16 protein-coding genes are annotated in these 15660 nt (G+C 69.6%); 12 read left to right on the top strand and 4 right to left on the bottom strand.

Annotated elements, in window-relative coordinates; translation table 11 throughout:
* Window positions 1-162 precede the first annotated feature (162 nt).
* Together OG698_RS20090 and OG698_RS20085 are read right to left on the bottom strand one after the other, a co-directional pair.
* The gene (locus tag OG698_RS20090; protein ID WP_406104476.1) at window positions 163-2505 is read right to left on the bottom strand and encodes a tetratricopeptide repeat protein; all 2343 of its coding nucleotides are present in this window, start codon (window positions 2503-2505) and stop codon (window positions 163-165) included.
* The gene (locus OG698_RS20085; protein ID WP_406104474.1) at window positions 2502-2921 is read right to left on the bottom strand and encodes a hypothetical protein; all 420 of its coding nucleotides are present in this window, start codon (window positions 2919-2921) and stop codon (window positions 2502-2504) included. Before OG698_RS20085 ends, OG698_RS20090 begins: the two co-directional genes overlap by 4 nt.
* 310 nt (window positions 2922-3231) lie before the next feature.
* Between OG698_RS20085 and OG698_RS20080 the strand changes: the two genes are divergently transcribed.
* The 10 genes from OG698_RS20080 (at window position 3232) to OG698_RS20035 (ending at window position 11009) form a co-directional block, all read left to right on the top strand.
* Window positions 3232-3981 (top strand): hypothetical protein, encoded by a 750-nt coding sequence (locus OG698_RS20080; protein ID WP_406104473.1) that lies wholly within the window; start codon window positions 3232-3234, stop codon window positions 3979-3981.
* Window positions 3982-4104: 123 nt separating this feature from the next.
* Window positions 4105-4548: a hypothetical protein gene (locus OG698_RS20075; protein WP_406104472.1), complete on the top strand. Its 444-nt coding sequence runs from the start codon at window positions 4105-4107 to the stop codon at window positions 4546-4548.
* Complete coding sequence (locus OG698_RS20070; RefSeq protein WP_406104470.1) at window positions 4545-5048, top strand: hypothetical protein; 504 nt, start codon at window positions 4545-4547, stop codon at window positions 5046-5048. Before OG698_RS20075 ends, OG698_RS20070 begins: the two co-directional genes overlap by 4 nt.
* Window positions 5049-5082: 34 nt before the next feature.
* Complete coding sequence (locus OG698_RS20065; protein WP_406104468.1) at window positions 5083-5529, top strand: hypothetical protein; 447 nt, start codon at window positions 5083-5085, stop codon at window positions 5527-5529.
* Window positions 5530-5810: 281 nt separating this feature from the next.
* The gene (locus OG698_RS20060) at window positions 5811-6731 is read left to right on the top strand and encodes a L,D-transpeptidase family protein (protein ID WP_406104467.1); all 921 of its coding nucleotides are present in this window, start codon (window positions 5811-5813) and stop codon (window positions 6729-6731) included.
* Between the two features lie 213 nt (window positions 6732-6944).
* Complete coding sequence (locus tag OG698_RS20055; protein ID WP_406104466.1) at window positions 6945-7394, top strand: hypothetical protein; 450 nt, start codon at window positions 6945-6947, stop codon at window positions 7392-7394.
* 113 nt (window positions 7395-7507) lie between these two features.
* Window positions 7508-8125: an RNA polymerase sigma factor gene (locus tag OG698_RS20050; RefSeq protein ID WP_406111167.1), complete on the top strand. Its 618-nt coding sequence runs from the start codon at window positions 7508-7510 to the stop codon at window positions 8123-8125.
* Window positions 8122-8853, top strand: coding sequence for a hypothetical protein (locus OG698_RS20045; protein WP_406104464.1), 732 nt, complete (start codon window positions 8122-8124; stop codon window positions 8851-8853). The genes OG698_RS20050 and OG698_RS20045 overlap by 4 nt, the downstream gene beginning before the upstream one ends.
* 318 nt (window positions 8854-9171) lie before the next feature.
* Window positions 9172-9858: an RNA polymerase sigma factor gene (locus OG698_RS20040; protein WP_406111165.1), complete on the top strand. Its 687-nt coding sequence runs from the start codon at window positions 9172-9174 to the stop codon at window positions 9856-9858.
* On the top strand, window positions 9858-11009 hold the full coding sequence (locus tag OG698_RS20035; protein WP_406104462.1) for a hypothetical protein: 1152 nt from the start codon (window positions 9858-9860) through the stop codon (window positions 11007-11009). The genes OG698_RS20040 and OG698_RS20035 overlap by 1 nt, the downstream gene beginning before the upstream one ends.
* Window positions 11010-11277: 268 nt before the next feature.
* Here OG698_RS20035 and OG698_RS20030 read toward each other — a convergent pair whose 3' ends face one another.
* Complete coding sequence (locus OG698_RS20030; RefSeq protein ID WP_406104461.1) at window positions 11278-12129, bottom strand: L,D-transpeptidase family protein; 852 nt, start codon at window positions 12127-12129, stop codon at window positions 11278-11280.
* Window positions 12130-12362: 233 nt separating this feature from the next.
* Between OG698_RS20030 and OG698_RS20025 the strand changes: the two genes are divergently transcribed.
* Together OG698_RS20025 and leuE are read left to right on the top strand one after the other, a co-directional pair.
* On the top strand, window positions 12363-13943 hold the full coding sequence (locus tag OG698_RS20025) for a methylmalonyl-CoA mutase (protein ID WP_383092009.1): 1581 nt from the start codon (window positions 12363-12365) through the stop codon (window positions 13941-13943).
* Window positions 13944-14008: 65 nt separating this feature from the next.
* Window positions 14009-14665, top strand: coding sequence for a leucine efflux protein LeuE (gene leuE, locus OG698_RS20020; protein ID WP_399971205.1), 657 nt, complete (start codon window positions 14009-14011; stop codon window positions 14663-14665).
* 21 nt (window positions 14666-14686) lie between these two features.
* On the opposite strand, the gene OG698_RS20015 is transcribed toward leuE, so the two are convergent.
* Window positions 14687-15586 (bottom strand): class I SAM-dependent methyltransferase, encoded by a 900-nt coding sequence (locus tag OG698_RS20015; RefSeq protein ID WP_406104459.1) that lies wholly within the window; start codon window positions 15584-15586, stop codon window positions 14687-14689.
* Window positions 15587-15660: the final 74 nt, after the last annotated feature.

Raw genomic sequence — 15660 nt, 5'->3', positions numbered from 1 at the left:
ATGCGAGGGCGTGCACACGCAGGCGCGGCTGTTCCGGCCGGAGGGCGACGAGGAATCTGCGGCGAGTGCCTGCGGGGGCGAGTGCCGCTTGGGAGCCGGTGACCTCTGCACACCCGGTGCTGTTCACTCCCAACGCCTACCAGGCCGGCCGAGGTGACCGACTCATGATGAGGCTGCCTTTTGCGCAGCGGCGCACCCCACGGTGATGAAGTGTTTGGGGCCGAGAATGCGGAGCGCGTCAGCGTAGGCCTTGTCCGCGAGAGTGGATGCTTCGTCGGTGTCGCCTTGCAGCGCCAGGCAGTGGGCCAGGCCTCCGCTCGCCTGAATGGTCCAGGGGTGCCCGGTGCCCAGGTGCGCGGTACGTATGGCGACCGTTCTTCTGAACTCGGCAATCGCTGTCTCCTGATCGTCATGTGCCGAGGCCGCGAGTGCAAGATTGTGCCGAGCCGCAGCTGTCCGAGGATGGTCAGGTCCGAAGAGGGGGACGTGAGCGTCAAGAGCGGCCTGTGCTCGCTCCCACACCAGGTCCCAACTAAGTTCCTGCGCTTCGATCTCCGCAATGGCATCCGATGCGGGGGCGGCGACGGTTGCTCGCCACGGGCTCTCTGGGGTCCGAGCCACTTGGGCATGTCGCATCGCAGCCGCACTGACCAGAAGGGCACGTGCGGCGACATCATCACTGCGTTCACCGTGAAGGTTGGGCACCAGGTCCGTCAGTTGGTGAGCAAGGCGGAGCGACACTCCGTAGTTGCCCAGTAGGAATTGGTTGTCCGCCTGCGCGACCACCGTCTCGACGGTGTCAGCGTGCGTCGGTCCCAGGACGCGTTGCCTGATCTCGCCAGCCCTATGGAGGAGTCGGATGGTTTCAGCGTTCCGCCCGCTCTTGCCGTAGCAATGCGACAACTGAAAACAGGCGTCTGCCTGAAGCAGCGGCGATTCCTCTGCCCATGTCATCGCCCCATCCAGCGCCTTATTGAGCACGGGCTCCGCTCCGGCGAAGTCCCCACTCATATGGAGGATCTCCCCCAGTTTGATGGCGTCGGCAACCACCACGACGTCCCCGGCCGCTCCCTCTCCCGGAGTGGCCTTAACTACTCCTGAAGCGAAGGGCAGAGCGTCGGCCCATCGCCCCGCGACGTCGTAGGTATCCCGCACCCGGCGTGCTGCCTCCAGCACACTGCCAACGGCGAAGCTGTTCTCCAGCAACGCCACCAGGTGCGGTTCCGCCAATCGCGTCGTGCTCGCGTCTCCGCCATGAAGCACGGCCCGGCTGACCAGTGCGGCGGCCGCCCCGTACAGCTCTGTTCGCTGTCCTGCGGGTACGCCCGCTTTGATCGTTTCCAGCAAGAGACCGTGCGCGGTCACGCACCGTACACGCCGTCCATCTGCACCGCCCGGCACCTCGAAGAGGTCTACCAACGATGCCGACAACAGGCCATGCAGCCCCGCTTCGACGCGCTCTGCCGCAAGCCCGGGTACGCCCACCGCGACCAGAGCCGACGGAGCGAGCAGCGCCAGAGGAACCGGAGCATGCCCCCAGCAGGCCAGCAATCTCAATATGGCTGTCGCTTCAGGTAGGCCACGCCGCGTCAGGGCGTCGAGTGAGAGTTGCCAGGTGCGGCTCAGCCGCTCCCGAGCCCCGCTCTCCAAGCCAGCGCCTCGATCTAACAGGGTGACGGGATCCTCGCCCAGCCGTTCCAGGTATTCCTCGACTGTCCAGCTTTCGAGCAGTTGTTGGGACAGGAAGCCACCGGCCAGGGTAAGCGCCGGTGGATGACACCCCAGTCGCTGCGCCAACCGCAGCGTTGCTTCGGGCTGGTGTTCTCCGGGTGTCAGGTCATGCAGTAGGTGCGCTGCCTCAACCACCGGCAGGACGCCAACCCGGTGCATCCGTGCTCTCGCGCCGGTCCAGGCGGGATCGGCGGCCTGCCGGGAAGTCACCAGCACCGTTCCCCGCGAAGAGCTACGCAGCCATCCGTCCCGAAGGGGCCGTGGGTCGTCAGCGTTGTCGAGTACCAGCAGCCACGGTTCCGGGGATGCGTCGAGCCGTTGCCACACCAGATCGGCCGCGGCCCGCCGTCCCTCTTGCGCGGCCCGCACCTCCTCGGGCGAGGCACCCCTGTCTGCGGCCACTGCCAGCATTCCGGCGCGAAGCTGCAACTCGGTCGAGGCATCCACCCACAGCGCGACCCGGGACGGGACGGACTGGTCGAACAACCACCGTGCCACCGCGGTCTTCCCGCACCCTCCGAACCCGTGCAGCACATGCACACCGCCGTCGGCGTCCAGTGCCGTGAGGAGCTCCTCGCGCAGCTCCTCCCTGTCGCGCAGCGCCGCACGCAGCGGCGCCGCCGACGCCACCCTCACTGAGGCAGGTCCATTGGCCGAGGCCGACGTGTCCGGCGCTCCATGGTGGTGGTGTTCGGTGATTTGAATGTCCCGCTCGGACTGGAAGATCCGCCCCTGCCCGTACGCCGCTGCACGCAGCGAAGCGTCCTCACTCACGCGTCCTCCACCCCGCTGATCTGAACATCGCGGCCGGCTTGGTAGACCCGCGCTTGACCGGAGGCGGTGGCATGCTGCGTCACGGCAGGCACCCCAGCGTCATCCGGGGCCAGTTCGACAAGCATCGCCCGCAGCTCCTCAGCGAGCTCGGGATGGGCTGCAAGGAGTCGCCGAATCCGGCCCTGCCACTCGGCCTTGACTTCAGCTTCGGCCTCGCGGTCGCCTACGGCTTGAGCGCCGAGCAGATCGTCTCGGGTCACACTGATTTCATCGGCGATGGCCGGCGCTCTGTCGGGCCGAGCACGCTGCCACAGCGAGACGAGCCCGTCCCTGATGCTGTGCCAGGTGTCGGTTGTCAGCATGGTGACCAGCGTTGTTCCTGCGGTGCCCGCTAACGCTGCGATCTCCGGATCCATGATTGTCCCCCTCCATCACACATGTGGACAGCATCACCCTAGGACAGGGAGCGCGAACCAAACACTGGCTGAAGTGAGGGATGGCGCAGCCGGTGGAATTCGGGAGATCAGGGAAGAGAGAAGGCGGGCGAGTTCCTGAAGGCTCGGTACGGCTGTGGGTCTCCACCCGGCGGCCGGATTGCCGGGATGCGGAAGCCTGTACCTCCCACGGACTGCCGTCCGACCTCGTTGTATCCCTGTTTCCGTCGCGCGGAGGATGGGGCGGAGGGGGTGGGTCATGACGGTACGGGCGAGGACTAGGGCTCAGAGTATGGGTGGGGAGCCAGGCAAGGGCGGTGTCCGTCGGCAGTCGCCGGGCCGGACTCGGGCCGTGGGCGTGCTGCTGATCCTGGTTTCTCTGATATCGGCGGTGCTCTGCTACATCGCGTTCGCCTGGTGGTTGCCCTCCGACAGGGATCGCTACCGGGACTATGTGGCAGCCGAGCTGTGCCCCGCCCGTGCGACGGCGCAGGTGCAGAAGGACTGCCTGAGCACCTGGCATTTCACCGTCGTGAAGACGGTGATCAAGAGCGGTGGGAAGAGTTCCACCTATACGGCGACGCTAAAGGACGGGAACTCCTGGACGGGAGTCGTCGACTTCGGTGACCCGGGGCCGCTCCTGGAGCGGCTGGAGACCGGCGACCGGGTCACGGCCACCGTCTGGCGCCGCGACATCGTCGTGCTCAGCAAGGACGGCGTCCGGCAGAGCACCTCGGAGGCACCCCGTGACGAGATCCAGATGAACGCCGCCATGGGCATGCTCGCCGCGTTCTTCGCGGCTCAGACGTTCGCGTTCGGCGCGGTACGCCTGGTCAGTCCCCGTGACCACGCGCCCTTCACCTGGGAGCCGTACGGCAGGCGGCTCTTCTTCGGCAGCATCGTCATCTGCTTCGGGGTGGGGCTCCCGGCGGTGTGGACCGGCATCCCGTGGTGGACCGTGCCCGCCGTCGGACTTCTCGCCGTGGTGTGCGCGGCGGTCCTGATGTACCCCCGCCCGGAGCGCACGGCCGCAGGCACGTGACCGGATTGTTCCGTCGTTCGCCCATGACGGGTGCCGTGTTGTAGAACCGGGCTTCACGGTGCCGGGCACGTGCGTCTCGCCGTTTCCGAAGCGCTGCTTTGAGGGGAACGGGTGAGGCGAGAAGTGACTTCGACAGGGACAGGTCGTGCGGTCGAAGAGTTCCTGCGCATCGTCCCGGGGGCCCGCACCGTGCTCGATGAGGTGATCGCCGCACATCCTGACCGCTACAGGGCATGGTCGCAGGGGAGCGTCTCCGACCTGCTGGAATTCCTGCTTCAGGCGTTCACCAGGCCTGTGCTGCTGCCCCTGCTGCGGGCCGGTGCCCCGGATGACGAGCCAGGCGTTCGAGTTTGCTTCGCGTACATCGAATCTCTGGCAGCCGACCCGAATCCCTACGTCGAGAGCTCCGTCCACTTCGGAATCCTGGAACAGTTCCTGGAGAGCCAGGACATCCTGCTACGGGCCTGGAAGCACAGCCTCCCGGGGACTCGGACGAAGCTGGTAGCCATGCTCGAGGAATATCCGGCGACGCTGCACGCGCTCCGGGCGGCGGGAGCGCTCGAGTGAACGGCAAGGGCGGCGCCCCGGAAGGACTCAGGAGTGAATTGACGGAAGCGGCGGACGGCGCCGAGCCCGAGCAGGCCGGCCCCACGGCCTCCGCCCTCGTACGGGACCTCATTCGGGAGTGCTTTCCGGAGCAGAGGGAGGTGATTCTCGCGTTGGAGGAGGACGAACGCGAGTACGCCGACTCGGTGAATCAGCCTGCTGCCGAAGTGGGGGCGTACACCCTGATCAGCGAAGTCTTCCTGAGTGAGGTGTTGAAGCCGCTCCTTGAGACCGTTCCCTTGGACGAGGAAATGGCGAATCGGTGCGCATACTTCCTGGAGGGCTTGTCGGAGCTGGGGAGTCACAGCCCCTTCATCAAGGAGCTGACCAGCATCCGGGTGACGGATCATTTGCTGGGTCATCCGGATAACTGGGAGAAGCTCCGCCCGCACGCCGGGGAATTGTTGCGGCGTGAAGTGCGGGAGCGTCAGGTCCATTACACAGGTCCGTTCCCTGTGTGATGGCCCAGGCCCCGCGAACAAAGAGAGGTGCGGCATGCCCGACATCGGCAGACACCAGATTCCCGGTCTCCTCCTGATCATGGTCCCGGAGTCCCGGGACGGGATCGAGGCCGTGGCGGGGATGTCCGCGGAACAGGCCGTCTCCGGGGATCTCGACTGGTTCGATCTCTACGACTTCCTGCGCGACGTGGTCTTCCGCGACCTGGTCCGGCCCGAGCTGCTCATGCCCGAGGCGGAGCGTGACACCGGACTGCTCAGCCGATGCGCCGAGTTCACCGAGAACCTGCTCCTGAACTCGACCCAGCCCGTGGCATCCGCCGTGTTCTACCAGCTGGTGGAGCCGCTGTACGCGAGTGAGGAACTCCTCGTCGCGGCCATCCCCCTGATGCAGCCGGAGATGCTGCGCGTCACGCTCGAGGACATGGCGGTGGACCGCCTTTCGGCGCCGGCGCGCGCCGCGCTGGCGGATTACCTCCACTGATCGCCGCGGACCCGTGCAACCTGGCCGCGCCCTGGAGGCATTCCGGCGCGGGGAAATTGTCGGCCTGCTGGATTCCTGCTCAAGCCGTTCTTCTGGCCCGTCCTGCTGCCGGGCGGAGATCATCTCGATGCTGGAGGAGTGTCCGGCGACGTATCGCCAGGTGGAGGAGTCGGGTGGATTCTGAAGGGTGCGCCCGGAATGTCTTTCGGGTCGCGGGCGCGTGAGGGGCTCCTATATAAACGGGCCGCCTCCCCACACCAGCCCACTCGAAGGGTCTCTTCGTGCTGCCCGTTTCCCGCTCCCGTACCGGAATCCTCACCGCAGGTGCCGTGCTCCTGCTGGCCGCCACCGCCGCGTGCGGGCACCAGGACAAGCCCGGGTCGTCCGGCGCGGACCAGGTGCGGGCCGAGGACGCCGGCGCCGCGTCCGCCCCGGCATCCACGTCCGCCTCGCCCTCCGCATCGAAGAAGGCGAAGAAGCCGAAGAAGGCGAGCCCGAGTGGCTCCCCCTCCGCGTCCGCCTCGAAGTCCGCCTCGGCCGCGGCCTCCGCCGGTTCCCCGGCCAAGTCCGCCGCCACCGGGTCCAAGGCCCCCGCCCCGGGCTCCGCCCCCAACTTCCCCGTGCCCGTCGAGGTGGGCAACGCCACCCAGGTCATCACCGTGAAGTCCAGCGGCTCGTACGCGACCGTCACCGCATGGGCCAAGGGCGCCGCGGGATGGAAGTCGGTCGTCTCCACCGGCGCGGGACGCGTCGGCTCCAACGGCGTCGTCCCCGGCTCGACGCGGCGCCAGAGCACCTACACGACGCCGTCCGGCACGTACACCCTCACCGAGGGGTTCGGTGTCGAGGCGGGCGGTACCAACATGCCGTACACGCGCGTCGACTCCACGCAGTGGTGGGTCGAGGACCCGGAGTCCAAGTTCTACAACTCGATGCACACCGCGGCGGGCGCGGACTTCCCGCTCACCGAGAGCGGCGACCGCGGCAGCGAGCACCTGATCAACTACCCGACGCAGTACGCCAAGGCGCTCGTCATCAACTTCAACCGCTGGCCCGCCGTGCCGGGGCGCGGCGCGGGCATCTTCCTCCACGTCAACGGCTCGGGCGCGACCGCGGGCTGTGTCTCCGTGCCGCGCGCCACGATGGACCGCATCATGAGCTGGGTTCAGCCGGGCGCGCATCCGCGCATCGCGATCGGCTGACGGCCCGGAGCCGGAAGCCCAGGCACCCGGTCCGCTCCTCTGTGCAGCAGTCCAGCACGACGCACAGTTGCCTCAAAGGTTGTACGGCCTTTGCCGATTGGTCATGTGAGAAGCGACATGTGTGTGACGCGTGATGCTTACGTGCCGTCATCCGCTGGGCCAGGCGGGGGAGTTGCGAAGGCTGCTCCACGAACTGGACGAGGAGCGGACACCATGGGAGTGGGCCACAAACCTGAGCCGAACGCGGCGGACATGCGGCGGCACGCCGCGGGTTTAGTCGCACACGCCACCGCGCGGAACCGGCTCCCGCTCGACTACACCGTCGCCAGCCTCCGCGTCGCGGACTTCCTCGTCGACGGTCTGCGTAAAGGGACTGCGGACCGGGCGTCGGTCGCGGGGGCCCTGTTCGGCATCGGCGCGTATGTGGGGGAGGTGCTCGTGCGACGGGCCGGCGCCGTATGGGTCGACTTCGACGCCGCCCAGCGCGCCTACTTCGGGCAGCCCGCCGGTGTCCGCATGCCCGACGGACGCGTGTGGAACCCCCTCGGCAAAGTCGTCAACCGCTTCGAACTCGGCCGCGAGGAATCCCTCCAGACCTTCTACCTGACCCTCCACGGACGCGGCGGCGACCGCGGGAAGGGCAAGACCTGCGCCGCCCTGTGACATGTGTGCCCAGTGACATTTCTGTGGGCCGGGACGCTGATGACCGTGAGGGCATGGACGCATCGATCTGTGCCGCGTCGGGTCAGTACGCAGACGTACGAAGAGGAAAACGGTTGGGCCAGGGTGGGGAGCCCCGTCGCACGCACGCGCGCGACGAGGAGCTGGGCATGGCCGTGGCGCGGGCTCAGGAGGGGGACGAGACCGCCTTCGCGGTCGCGTACCGGCTCGTGCAGCCCGGTCTCGTCGGATATCTGCGCGGCCTCGTCGGCGACGAGGCCGAGGACGTGGCCTCCGATGCCTGGCTGGAGATAGCCCGCGACCTCGGACGCTTCCGCGGGGACGGCGCCGGGTTCCGCGGCTGGACCGCCACCATCGCCCGCCACCGCGCCCTCGACCTCCTGCGCCGCCAGAAGGTGCGTCCGCGCCCCTCCGGCCTCGAACAGGACATGCTCGAACTCCCCGGCACCCACAGCACGTTCGACCAGGCCCTGGAGACGATCTCCACCGCGGAGGCGCTCACGCTGATCAACGACCTTCCGCGCGACCAGGCCGAGGCGGTGCTCCTGCGCGTCGTCGTCGGGCTCGACGGGCCGTCCGCCGCGCGCGTCCTCGGCAAGCGCCCCGGCGCCGTGCGGACCGCCGCGTACCGCGGCCTCAAGAAGCTCGCGGACCAGCTCGGCGCGCGAGGTGTGACGGATGACGGCCCCACGACGCTGGGGGAGTCGAGATGACTGACAACCCACTCAGGCAGGACCATGGCCCGGCCGGCCCGGCCGGCCCGGAAGGAGCCGGAGGCTTCGAGACTCTGCTCGCCGCCGCCGTACGCTCGGCGGAACAGCGGGACGGCGCCCAGGAACGGGCCGTCGCCGCGTTCCGCGAGGCCCGTGACCAGGGAGCCCATTCGGCCAGGACACGACGCCGCGACGACTGGCGTCCGCGCTCCCGAGGCCTCGCCCGCTGGTCACTGCGCACCATCGTGGGCACGCTGGTCGCGGGCGTCACGCTGGGCGGCGTCGCGATGGCCGGGATCGGCGCGGTCGGGGACGTCCCGGGCGACGACGCCGAACAGCGGCCGACGCCCAGGCGGAGCGCTTCCAGCTCCCCCGGGCGGCCCACGCCGGAGCAGGTCACGCCACCCGCCACGGCGCCCGCCCCCTCCCGCGCGCCGGGCCGGTCCGCCGGCCACCCGGACCAGGCCGGTGACACCCTCGCCAAGTGCCACGCGTACGCATCCGTACGGGGCCGGGGCGAGGCGCTCGACTCGCCCGCCTGGCAGCGTTTCCTCGCGGAGGCGGGCGGAGAGGCGTCCGTGGACGCGTACTGCGCGGCAGAGCGGGCACGCCAGGAGACCGGCGGCGCCGGCAACGGCAGCGACAAGGCGGCCGGCGGGAAAGCCGAGAGTCAGCAGAGCGGGCACCCGAGTTCGAAGCCGACCGGGGCGAAGGATCCCAAGAAGTAGCGGAACCCCAAGAAGCAGGGAAGTCCCAGCACGCAAGGGCGCGGGGGCGGCATCGGCACGCCTCGGCGTGCGCTCCGAAGGGCACCGCCGGGACGGCCGAGGCCGCCACCCCCCACAGGAGAGGCCCCGGCCGTCGCGCGGTACGGGCCGCGCGGCGGCCCGTACTACCTTCAGCGCCGCGCGTGCGTTTTCTGTCACACCGCGTTGTGTCACGTGCTAGTTGCGGGTTGTACCAAACGTGGACGGGGAGCCGTATCAGGCCGTAGCGTGCTGGTTCGCGTCGGTGAGCGGCGCAGGGTTAAGCGCAAGGGTGGCGCAGTGCTGGGGGACGACGCGGAGCTGACGGCCGCGGTGCATGCGGCGCAGGACGGGGACGAGACCGCGTTCCGGACTGTGTACCGCGCGGTGCATCCACGCCTGCTCGGGTACGTACGGACACTCGTCGGTGAACCGGACGCGGAGGACGTCGCGTCCGAGTCCTGGCTGCAGATCGCCCGGGACCTCGACCGGTTCAGCGGGGACGCCGACCGCTTCCGCGGCTGGGCCGCACGCATAGCCCGTAACCGCGCCCTCGACCACATACGGATGCGGGGACGCCGCCCCGCCATAGGCGGGGACGAGACCGAGCTCACCGGCCGGCCCGCGGTGTCCGACACCGCCGACGAGGCGATGGAACTCCTCGCCACCGGTGACACGCTCGCGCTCATCGCCCAGCTTCCGCAGGACCAGGCCGAGGCCGTCGTCCTGCGCGTCGTTGTCGGGCTCGACGCGAAGAGCGCCGCTCAGACGCTCGGCAAGCGTCCGGGCGCCGTCAGGACCGCGGCGCACCGCGGCCTCAAGCGCCTCGCCGAGCTGCTCGGTGCCGAGGGTTCGCATGTGCAGACGGCGCACGCGGGCCGGGACGGCACGCTCGACGCCGTACCGCCCCCGAGAGAGCCGCGCGGGCACGCGGTGACGTCCGCCGGTGTGACGCATTCGCGCACGCGGACGCAGAAGGACATGTGATGGCCGACGAGCACAACAAGTGGCTGGACCGGGACGCGGCCGAGCGTCTGCTGCGCGGTGAGGCCCTGGAAGCCGTCGACGCAGCCACCCGCGCCCGGGCCGCCCGTCTGGCCGAGACACTCGACGCACTTGCAGTGACACGCGTAGACGGAGACGAACTGCGGGGCGAGGCGGCCGCGTTGGCGGCGTTCCGCAAGGCGCGCGAATCCGTGGCGGAGGAGCCGGGCACGGCGCCCCTGAAGGCACGCCATGCCAGGCCCCGCGGGGCTCTCGCCCCGGTCTCCTCGCTCCACGGACCTGTGGGCCATGAGAACGACGCGAATGCCAACACGAACGCCGGTATCGACGGGCACGCCGGTTCCGACGTCGGCAGTGTCCGCCTCGCGAGACCCGACGCGCGGCCCGTCCGCTGGGGCCGCCCGGTGCGGTTCGGGCTGGCCGCCGCGCTCGCCGGATGCATGATCGGCGGCGTCGCCGTCGCGGCCGGAACCGGAGTGCTCCCGTCGCCGTTCGGCGGCCGGAACGAACCCGGCCCCGCCGCCAGCGTCTCCTCTGCCGCGTCTCCCGAACATCCCCTCGCCTCACCGTCGCCCGACATCTCGGAGACCGACGGCGGACGCGCGGGCAGCGCCGTGCCCGACGGCCACTCGCACGAGCCCGGCTCGGGCGCCCCGTCCCAGGACGACACGGCGGACCGGGCCGGCCCGGCGGCGACGCAGCCCGGCACCGGCCTGCGCGAATCGGACGCCGCGGACAGGGAGGCCTGGCGGCAGCACCTGGCCGACGCCTGCCGCAAGTACCGCGACGGCGCCCTGAGCGACTCCCAGACGGAGCGCCTCAGGGCCGCGGCGAAGCGCATCGCCACGACGAAGCGGGACCGTGACCCCGACCGGTTCTGCGCCCGCGTCCTCGAAGAGGCCGACGACTCCGGCAGCGGCGACGACGGCAACGGCAACGACGGCGACGACAAGAACAGCGGCAAGGACGGCGACGAGGACAGCCAGAACGGCGAGGACTCCGGCGTCAGCGGCGCCGTGCCGACCGCCTCGTGGGTCCCGTCCGAGCCCGGCGGCGACGCCTCGGACACCGCGCCGACGACGCCGTCCACGACGGCCTCGGCCTCGTACAGCGCCGCGCCCGCACAGTCCTGAGCCTGTTCTCAGCCATCCCCGAGCTCGCTTTCGCAGCCGTCCCTGAGCTCGCTCAGGCCTGCTCTGAACCGCCCTGACCTGCGCAGACAAAGAATTTCCGAGGCGGGTGTGACGTTTTTGGACGCGGGGGCGCAGTAACAAGTGAGCCGACTGGTCATCGGCCGTGCACGAGCCGCGGGTTCCCCCCGTACCTTCGGCTCTGTGCCACTGGCGCGGGCGGGACACGTTCCCCCGGTCCCGCCCGCGCCCCACTCCACCTCTCAGCAGGTCACCAGTAGACGACGACCTTGTCGCCGGTGCGGACCTGCGCGAACAGCGACGCGATCTTCCCCTCGTCCCGTACGTTCACGCACCCGTGCGACGCCCCGCTGTAGCCGCGGGCCGCGAAGTCCGCCGAGTAGTGCACCGCTTGGCCGCCGCTGAAGAACATCGCGTACGGCATGGGCGAGTGGTAGATCGTCGAGACGTGGTGGCGGGATTTCCAGTACACGCTGAAGACGCCCTCGCGGGTGGGCGTGAACTGCGAGCCGAACCGTACGTCCGTCGTCATCAGGGCCTTGCCGTCGATCATCCACGTCAGCGTGCGGCTGGTCTTGCTGATGCAGACGACGCGGCCCGTCATACAGCGCCGGTCCGGCTTCGCCGCGGGCTGCCCGCCGGACGCGTACAGCTCGTCGCGCGTCGGGGTGTGCGTCATCCTCACGAGCCGCGCCCAGGTCACCGTGTCCGTGTTCCCCGTGCGCGGCAGGCCCCGCTTGCCCTGGAAACCCTCGACCGCCTTGGTCGTCGCGGGGCCGTACTTTCCGTGCGGCCCTTCGAAGAGCCACGCGATCTGCCGCAGCCTGGCCTGGAGTTCGCGGACCTTGCCGCCGCTGGCGCCGCGCGCCATGAGGACCTTCGGCGGCGGTGTCGGTCTCACCGACGGAGTGCGGGAGGGGGCGGTGCCCGGCTTCTTCGCGCCCGGCTCCTTCGCGTCGTCGGAGGGGGCCGGCGATGCCGAGCCGTGCGCCCTCGGCGGCGGCTGCTTGCCCCCCGTGCCGACGGCCTGTGTCCTGCAGCCGCCGGCCAGGGCGATGACCCCGGCGACGGCGAGTGATCCACGCATGACGGTCGCACGCATCCGGGCCCCCGCAGTCTTGTCACTCGTCCGATGTGCCAACAGAGATGTTTCCCGCGCGCGTCCGGTTGCGAACTCGGCGTAGGTGCCGCCCATGGTGGGATGGAGTAAAGGTGAAGGACGGGCTGTGAGCAAGGTCCCAGCCTGCGGCTCTCCATCGCGAGCAGGCGCGCCGCTACAGTCCGTCGCGAGGGTCGACCCAACTGGCAAGTAACACCCGAGCTGGAGGCACAACCATGGCGCGCGAGTCTGAGTCAGGACTGCCCATCGAGCCGGTCTACGGCCCTGATTCGCTGGCCGACTGGAACGCGGCCGAGAAGCTCGGCGAGCCCGGCAAGTACCCCTTCACGCGCGGCGTCTATCCGTCGATGTACACCGGCCGCCCCTGGACGATGCGCCAGTACGCCGGCTTCGGCACCGCCGTCGAGTCCAACGCCCGCTACAAGCAGCTCATCGCCAACGGCACGATGGGCCTGTCCGTCGCCTTCGACCTGCCCACCCAGATGGGCCACGACTCGGACGCCCCGATCGCGTCCGGCGAGGTCGGCAAGGTCGGCGTGGCCATCGACTCGGTCGACGACATGCGGATCCTGTTCGGCGGCATCCCGCTGGACAAGGTGTCCACGTCGATGACGATCAACGCCCCGGCGGCGCTGCTCCTGCTCATGTACCAGCTCGTCGGCGAGGAGCAGGGCGTCCCCGCGGACCAGTTGACCGGCACGATCCAGAACGACGTGCTGAAGGAGTACATCGCGCGGGGCACGTACATCTTCCCGCCGAAGCCCTCCCTGCGGCTGATCGCCGACATCTTCAAGTACTGCAGGGCCGAGATCCCGAAGTGGAACACCATCTCGATCTCCGGCTACCACATGGCCGAGGCCGGTGCCTCGCCCGCGCAGGAGATCGCGTTCACGCTCGCGGACGGCATCGAGTACGTGCGCACGGCCGTCGCGGCCGGCATGGACGTCGACGACTTCGCGCCGCGCCTGTCCTTCTTCTTCGTGGCGCGTACGACGATCCTGGAGGAGGTCGCCAAGTTCCGCGCGGCCCGCCGGATCTGGGCCAAGGTCATGAAGGAGGAGTTCGGCGCGAAGAACCCCAAGTCGCTGATGCTCCGCTTCCACACGCAGACCGCGGGCGTGCAGCTCACGGCCCAGCAGCCCGAGGTCAACCTCGTCCGCGTCGCCGTCCAGGGCCTCGGCGCCGTGCTCGGCGGCACGCAGTCGCTGCACACGAACTCCTTCGACGAGGCCATCGCGCTGCCGACCGACAAGTCCGCGCGCCTCGCCCTGCGCACCCAGCAGGTCCTCGCCTACGAGACCGACGTGACCGCCACCGTCGACCCGTTCGCCGGCTCGTACGTCGTCGAGAAGATGACGGACGACGTGGAGGCCGCCGCGCTCGAACTCATGACGAAGGTCGAGGACCTCGGCGGCGCGGTCAACGCCATCGAGCACGGCTTCCAGAAGAACGAGATCGAGCGCTCCGCCTACCGCATCGCGCAGGAGACCGACTCCGGCGAGCGCGTCGTGGTCGGCGTCAACCGCTACCAGCTCGACGCCGAGGAGCCCTACGAGCCGCTGCGCGTCGACCCGGCGATCGAGGCCCAGCAGGCCGAGCGCCTCACGAAGCTGCGCGCCGAGCGCGACCAGGCGGCCGTGGACGCGGCACTCGCGGCGCTCAAGAAGGCGGCCGAGGGCGAGGACAACGTCCTGTACCCGATGAAGGACGCCCTGCGCGCCCGCGCCACCGTCGGCGAGGTCTGCAACGCGCTGCGCGACGTGTGGGGCACGTACATCCCGACCGACGCGTTCTGAGGCCGCGTATCACCCGCTGAGCAGGGAGTGTCGTATGGCCATATAGGCGTGCGACACTCCCTTTCATGCTCGGTGTCATCAATCTCCCGACCTATCTGGCCGGTCTCGTCCTCATCGTCCTGCTGCCAGGACCGAACTCCCTCTACGTGCTCTCCGTGGCCGCCCGCAAGGGCATACGCACCGGATACGCGGCCGCCGCCGGTGTCTTCACCGGGGACACGGTCCTGATGACACTGGCCGCGCTCGGCGCGGCCTCCGTGCTGCAGACGACGCCCCTGCTCTTCCTCGTCGTGAAGTACGCGGGAGCGGGCTATCTGACGTGGATGGCGATCGGCATGATCCGGTCGGCGCGGGCGCTGTGGAAGCAGCGCGGTGAGCCCGCCGTGGAGACCGAGACCGAGCCGGTGACCGGGAGCGGTGACGAGCACCCGTACCGCCGCGCCCTGATCGTCAGCCTCTTCAACCCGAAGGCGATCCTCTTCCTGATCTCCTTCTTCGTTCAGTTCGTGGATCCCGGCTACGCCTACCCGGCGCTGTCCTTCGTGGTCCTCGGCGGGCTGCTCCAGACCGCGAGCTTCCTCTACCTCTCCACCCTGATCTTCAGCGGTACCCGCCTGGCCGGCGCCTTCCGGCGCCGCAAGCGGCTCTCGGCGGGCGCGACCACGGCGGCGGGCATGCTGTTCCTGGGCTTCGCGGTCAAGCTGTCCCTCGCGGGGGCCTGAGGCCCCCGGGCTGCTTTCGGCCTAGCCCCTGCGGGCGCGGCGCACGGCCCGGGTGATGACCGGCGGCGTCAGGTCCACGGCGATCCGGCGGGCGCGGCTGCGCTTGCGTACGGGAGCCGGATCCGGGGCGGAGGCCGCCTTCGGTTCCTCCAGGTGCTCCACATGGTGGCGGGAGCGCGGGAACGCGGGCGCCCTGACCGCCCTCGACTTCGTGCGGACCAGGCGGTGACCGGCCGCCTGCTGCACGCTGAGGGCGATGTCGTCGCGCTCCCTGAGCATGCCGAGGAGCTCGTCCTGGAGGGGCTCGGGGTCCTCCCATGTGGCGTACAGCTTCTGGGTGCTCAGGCAGAGCGGGCGCAGGCCGCGGTTGAGTACGGCCTCCCACGCGGCGACCGAGACGCCCGGCGTGTGCTCGGAGCGGAAGTCGTCCAGGACGACGATGCCGTCGGTGCCGAGCAGTTCGCGGGCGGCGCCGATGTCGCCGTACACATGCTCGTAGAGGTGCGAGGCGTCGATGTGGACAAAGCGGCAGGTGCCCGGGGCGACCTCGTCGGAGATCACGGAGCTGGGTGCCTGGACGACCTTCGGCAGTTCGTCGTGGAACGAGAGGTAGTTCTCCTCGAAGGCCTGCCGGGTCAGTGAGGCGTACGACTTGGTGGATTCGGCCTGGTTCGCCTCGTCGGGGGCGTCGCCCTCGAACAGGTCGCACACGGTGAACTTCTCGGTGCCGTGCAGATGCTGTCCGAGGAGGACCGCGCTCTTGCCCATGTAGACGCCGAGTTCCAGCAGATCCCCGCGGACCTCCCGCCGCGCCTGCCGTTCGAGGAGCCAGGTGAACAGGAGTTGGTCGAGCGGGGGGAACCAGCCGGGGACGTCGTCGAGGTCGATCGGGCGCCGGGCGGTGGTGTGCACAGCAGTCATGGGACGCGAACCTATGAGCTCCTAATCGACAGGGTCAAGACGCTCGAAGATCGCATCCGCCAATCGGGCAGCAA

Origin of the sequence: Streptomyces sp. NBC_01003 (assembly GCF_045162695.1) — a bacterium.
Lineage (GTDB): Bacteria > Actinomycetota > Actinomycetes > Streptomycetales > Streptomycetaceae > Streptomyces.
This window is presented reverse-complemented; position numbering and strand designations above follow the sequence as displayed.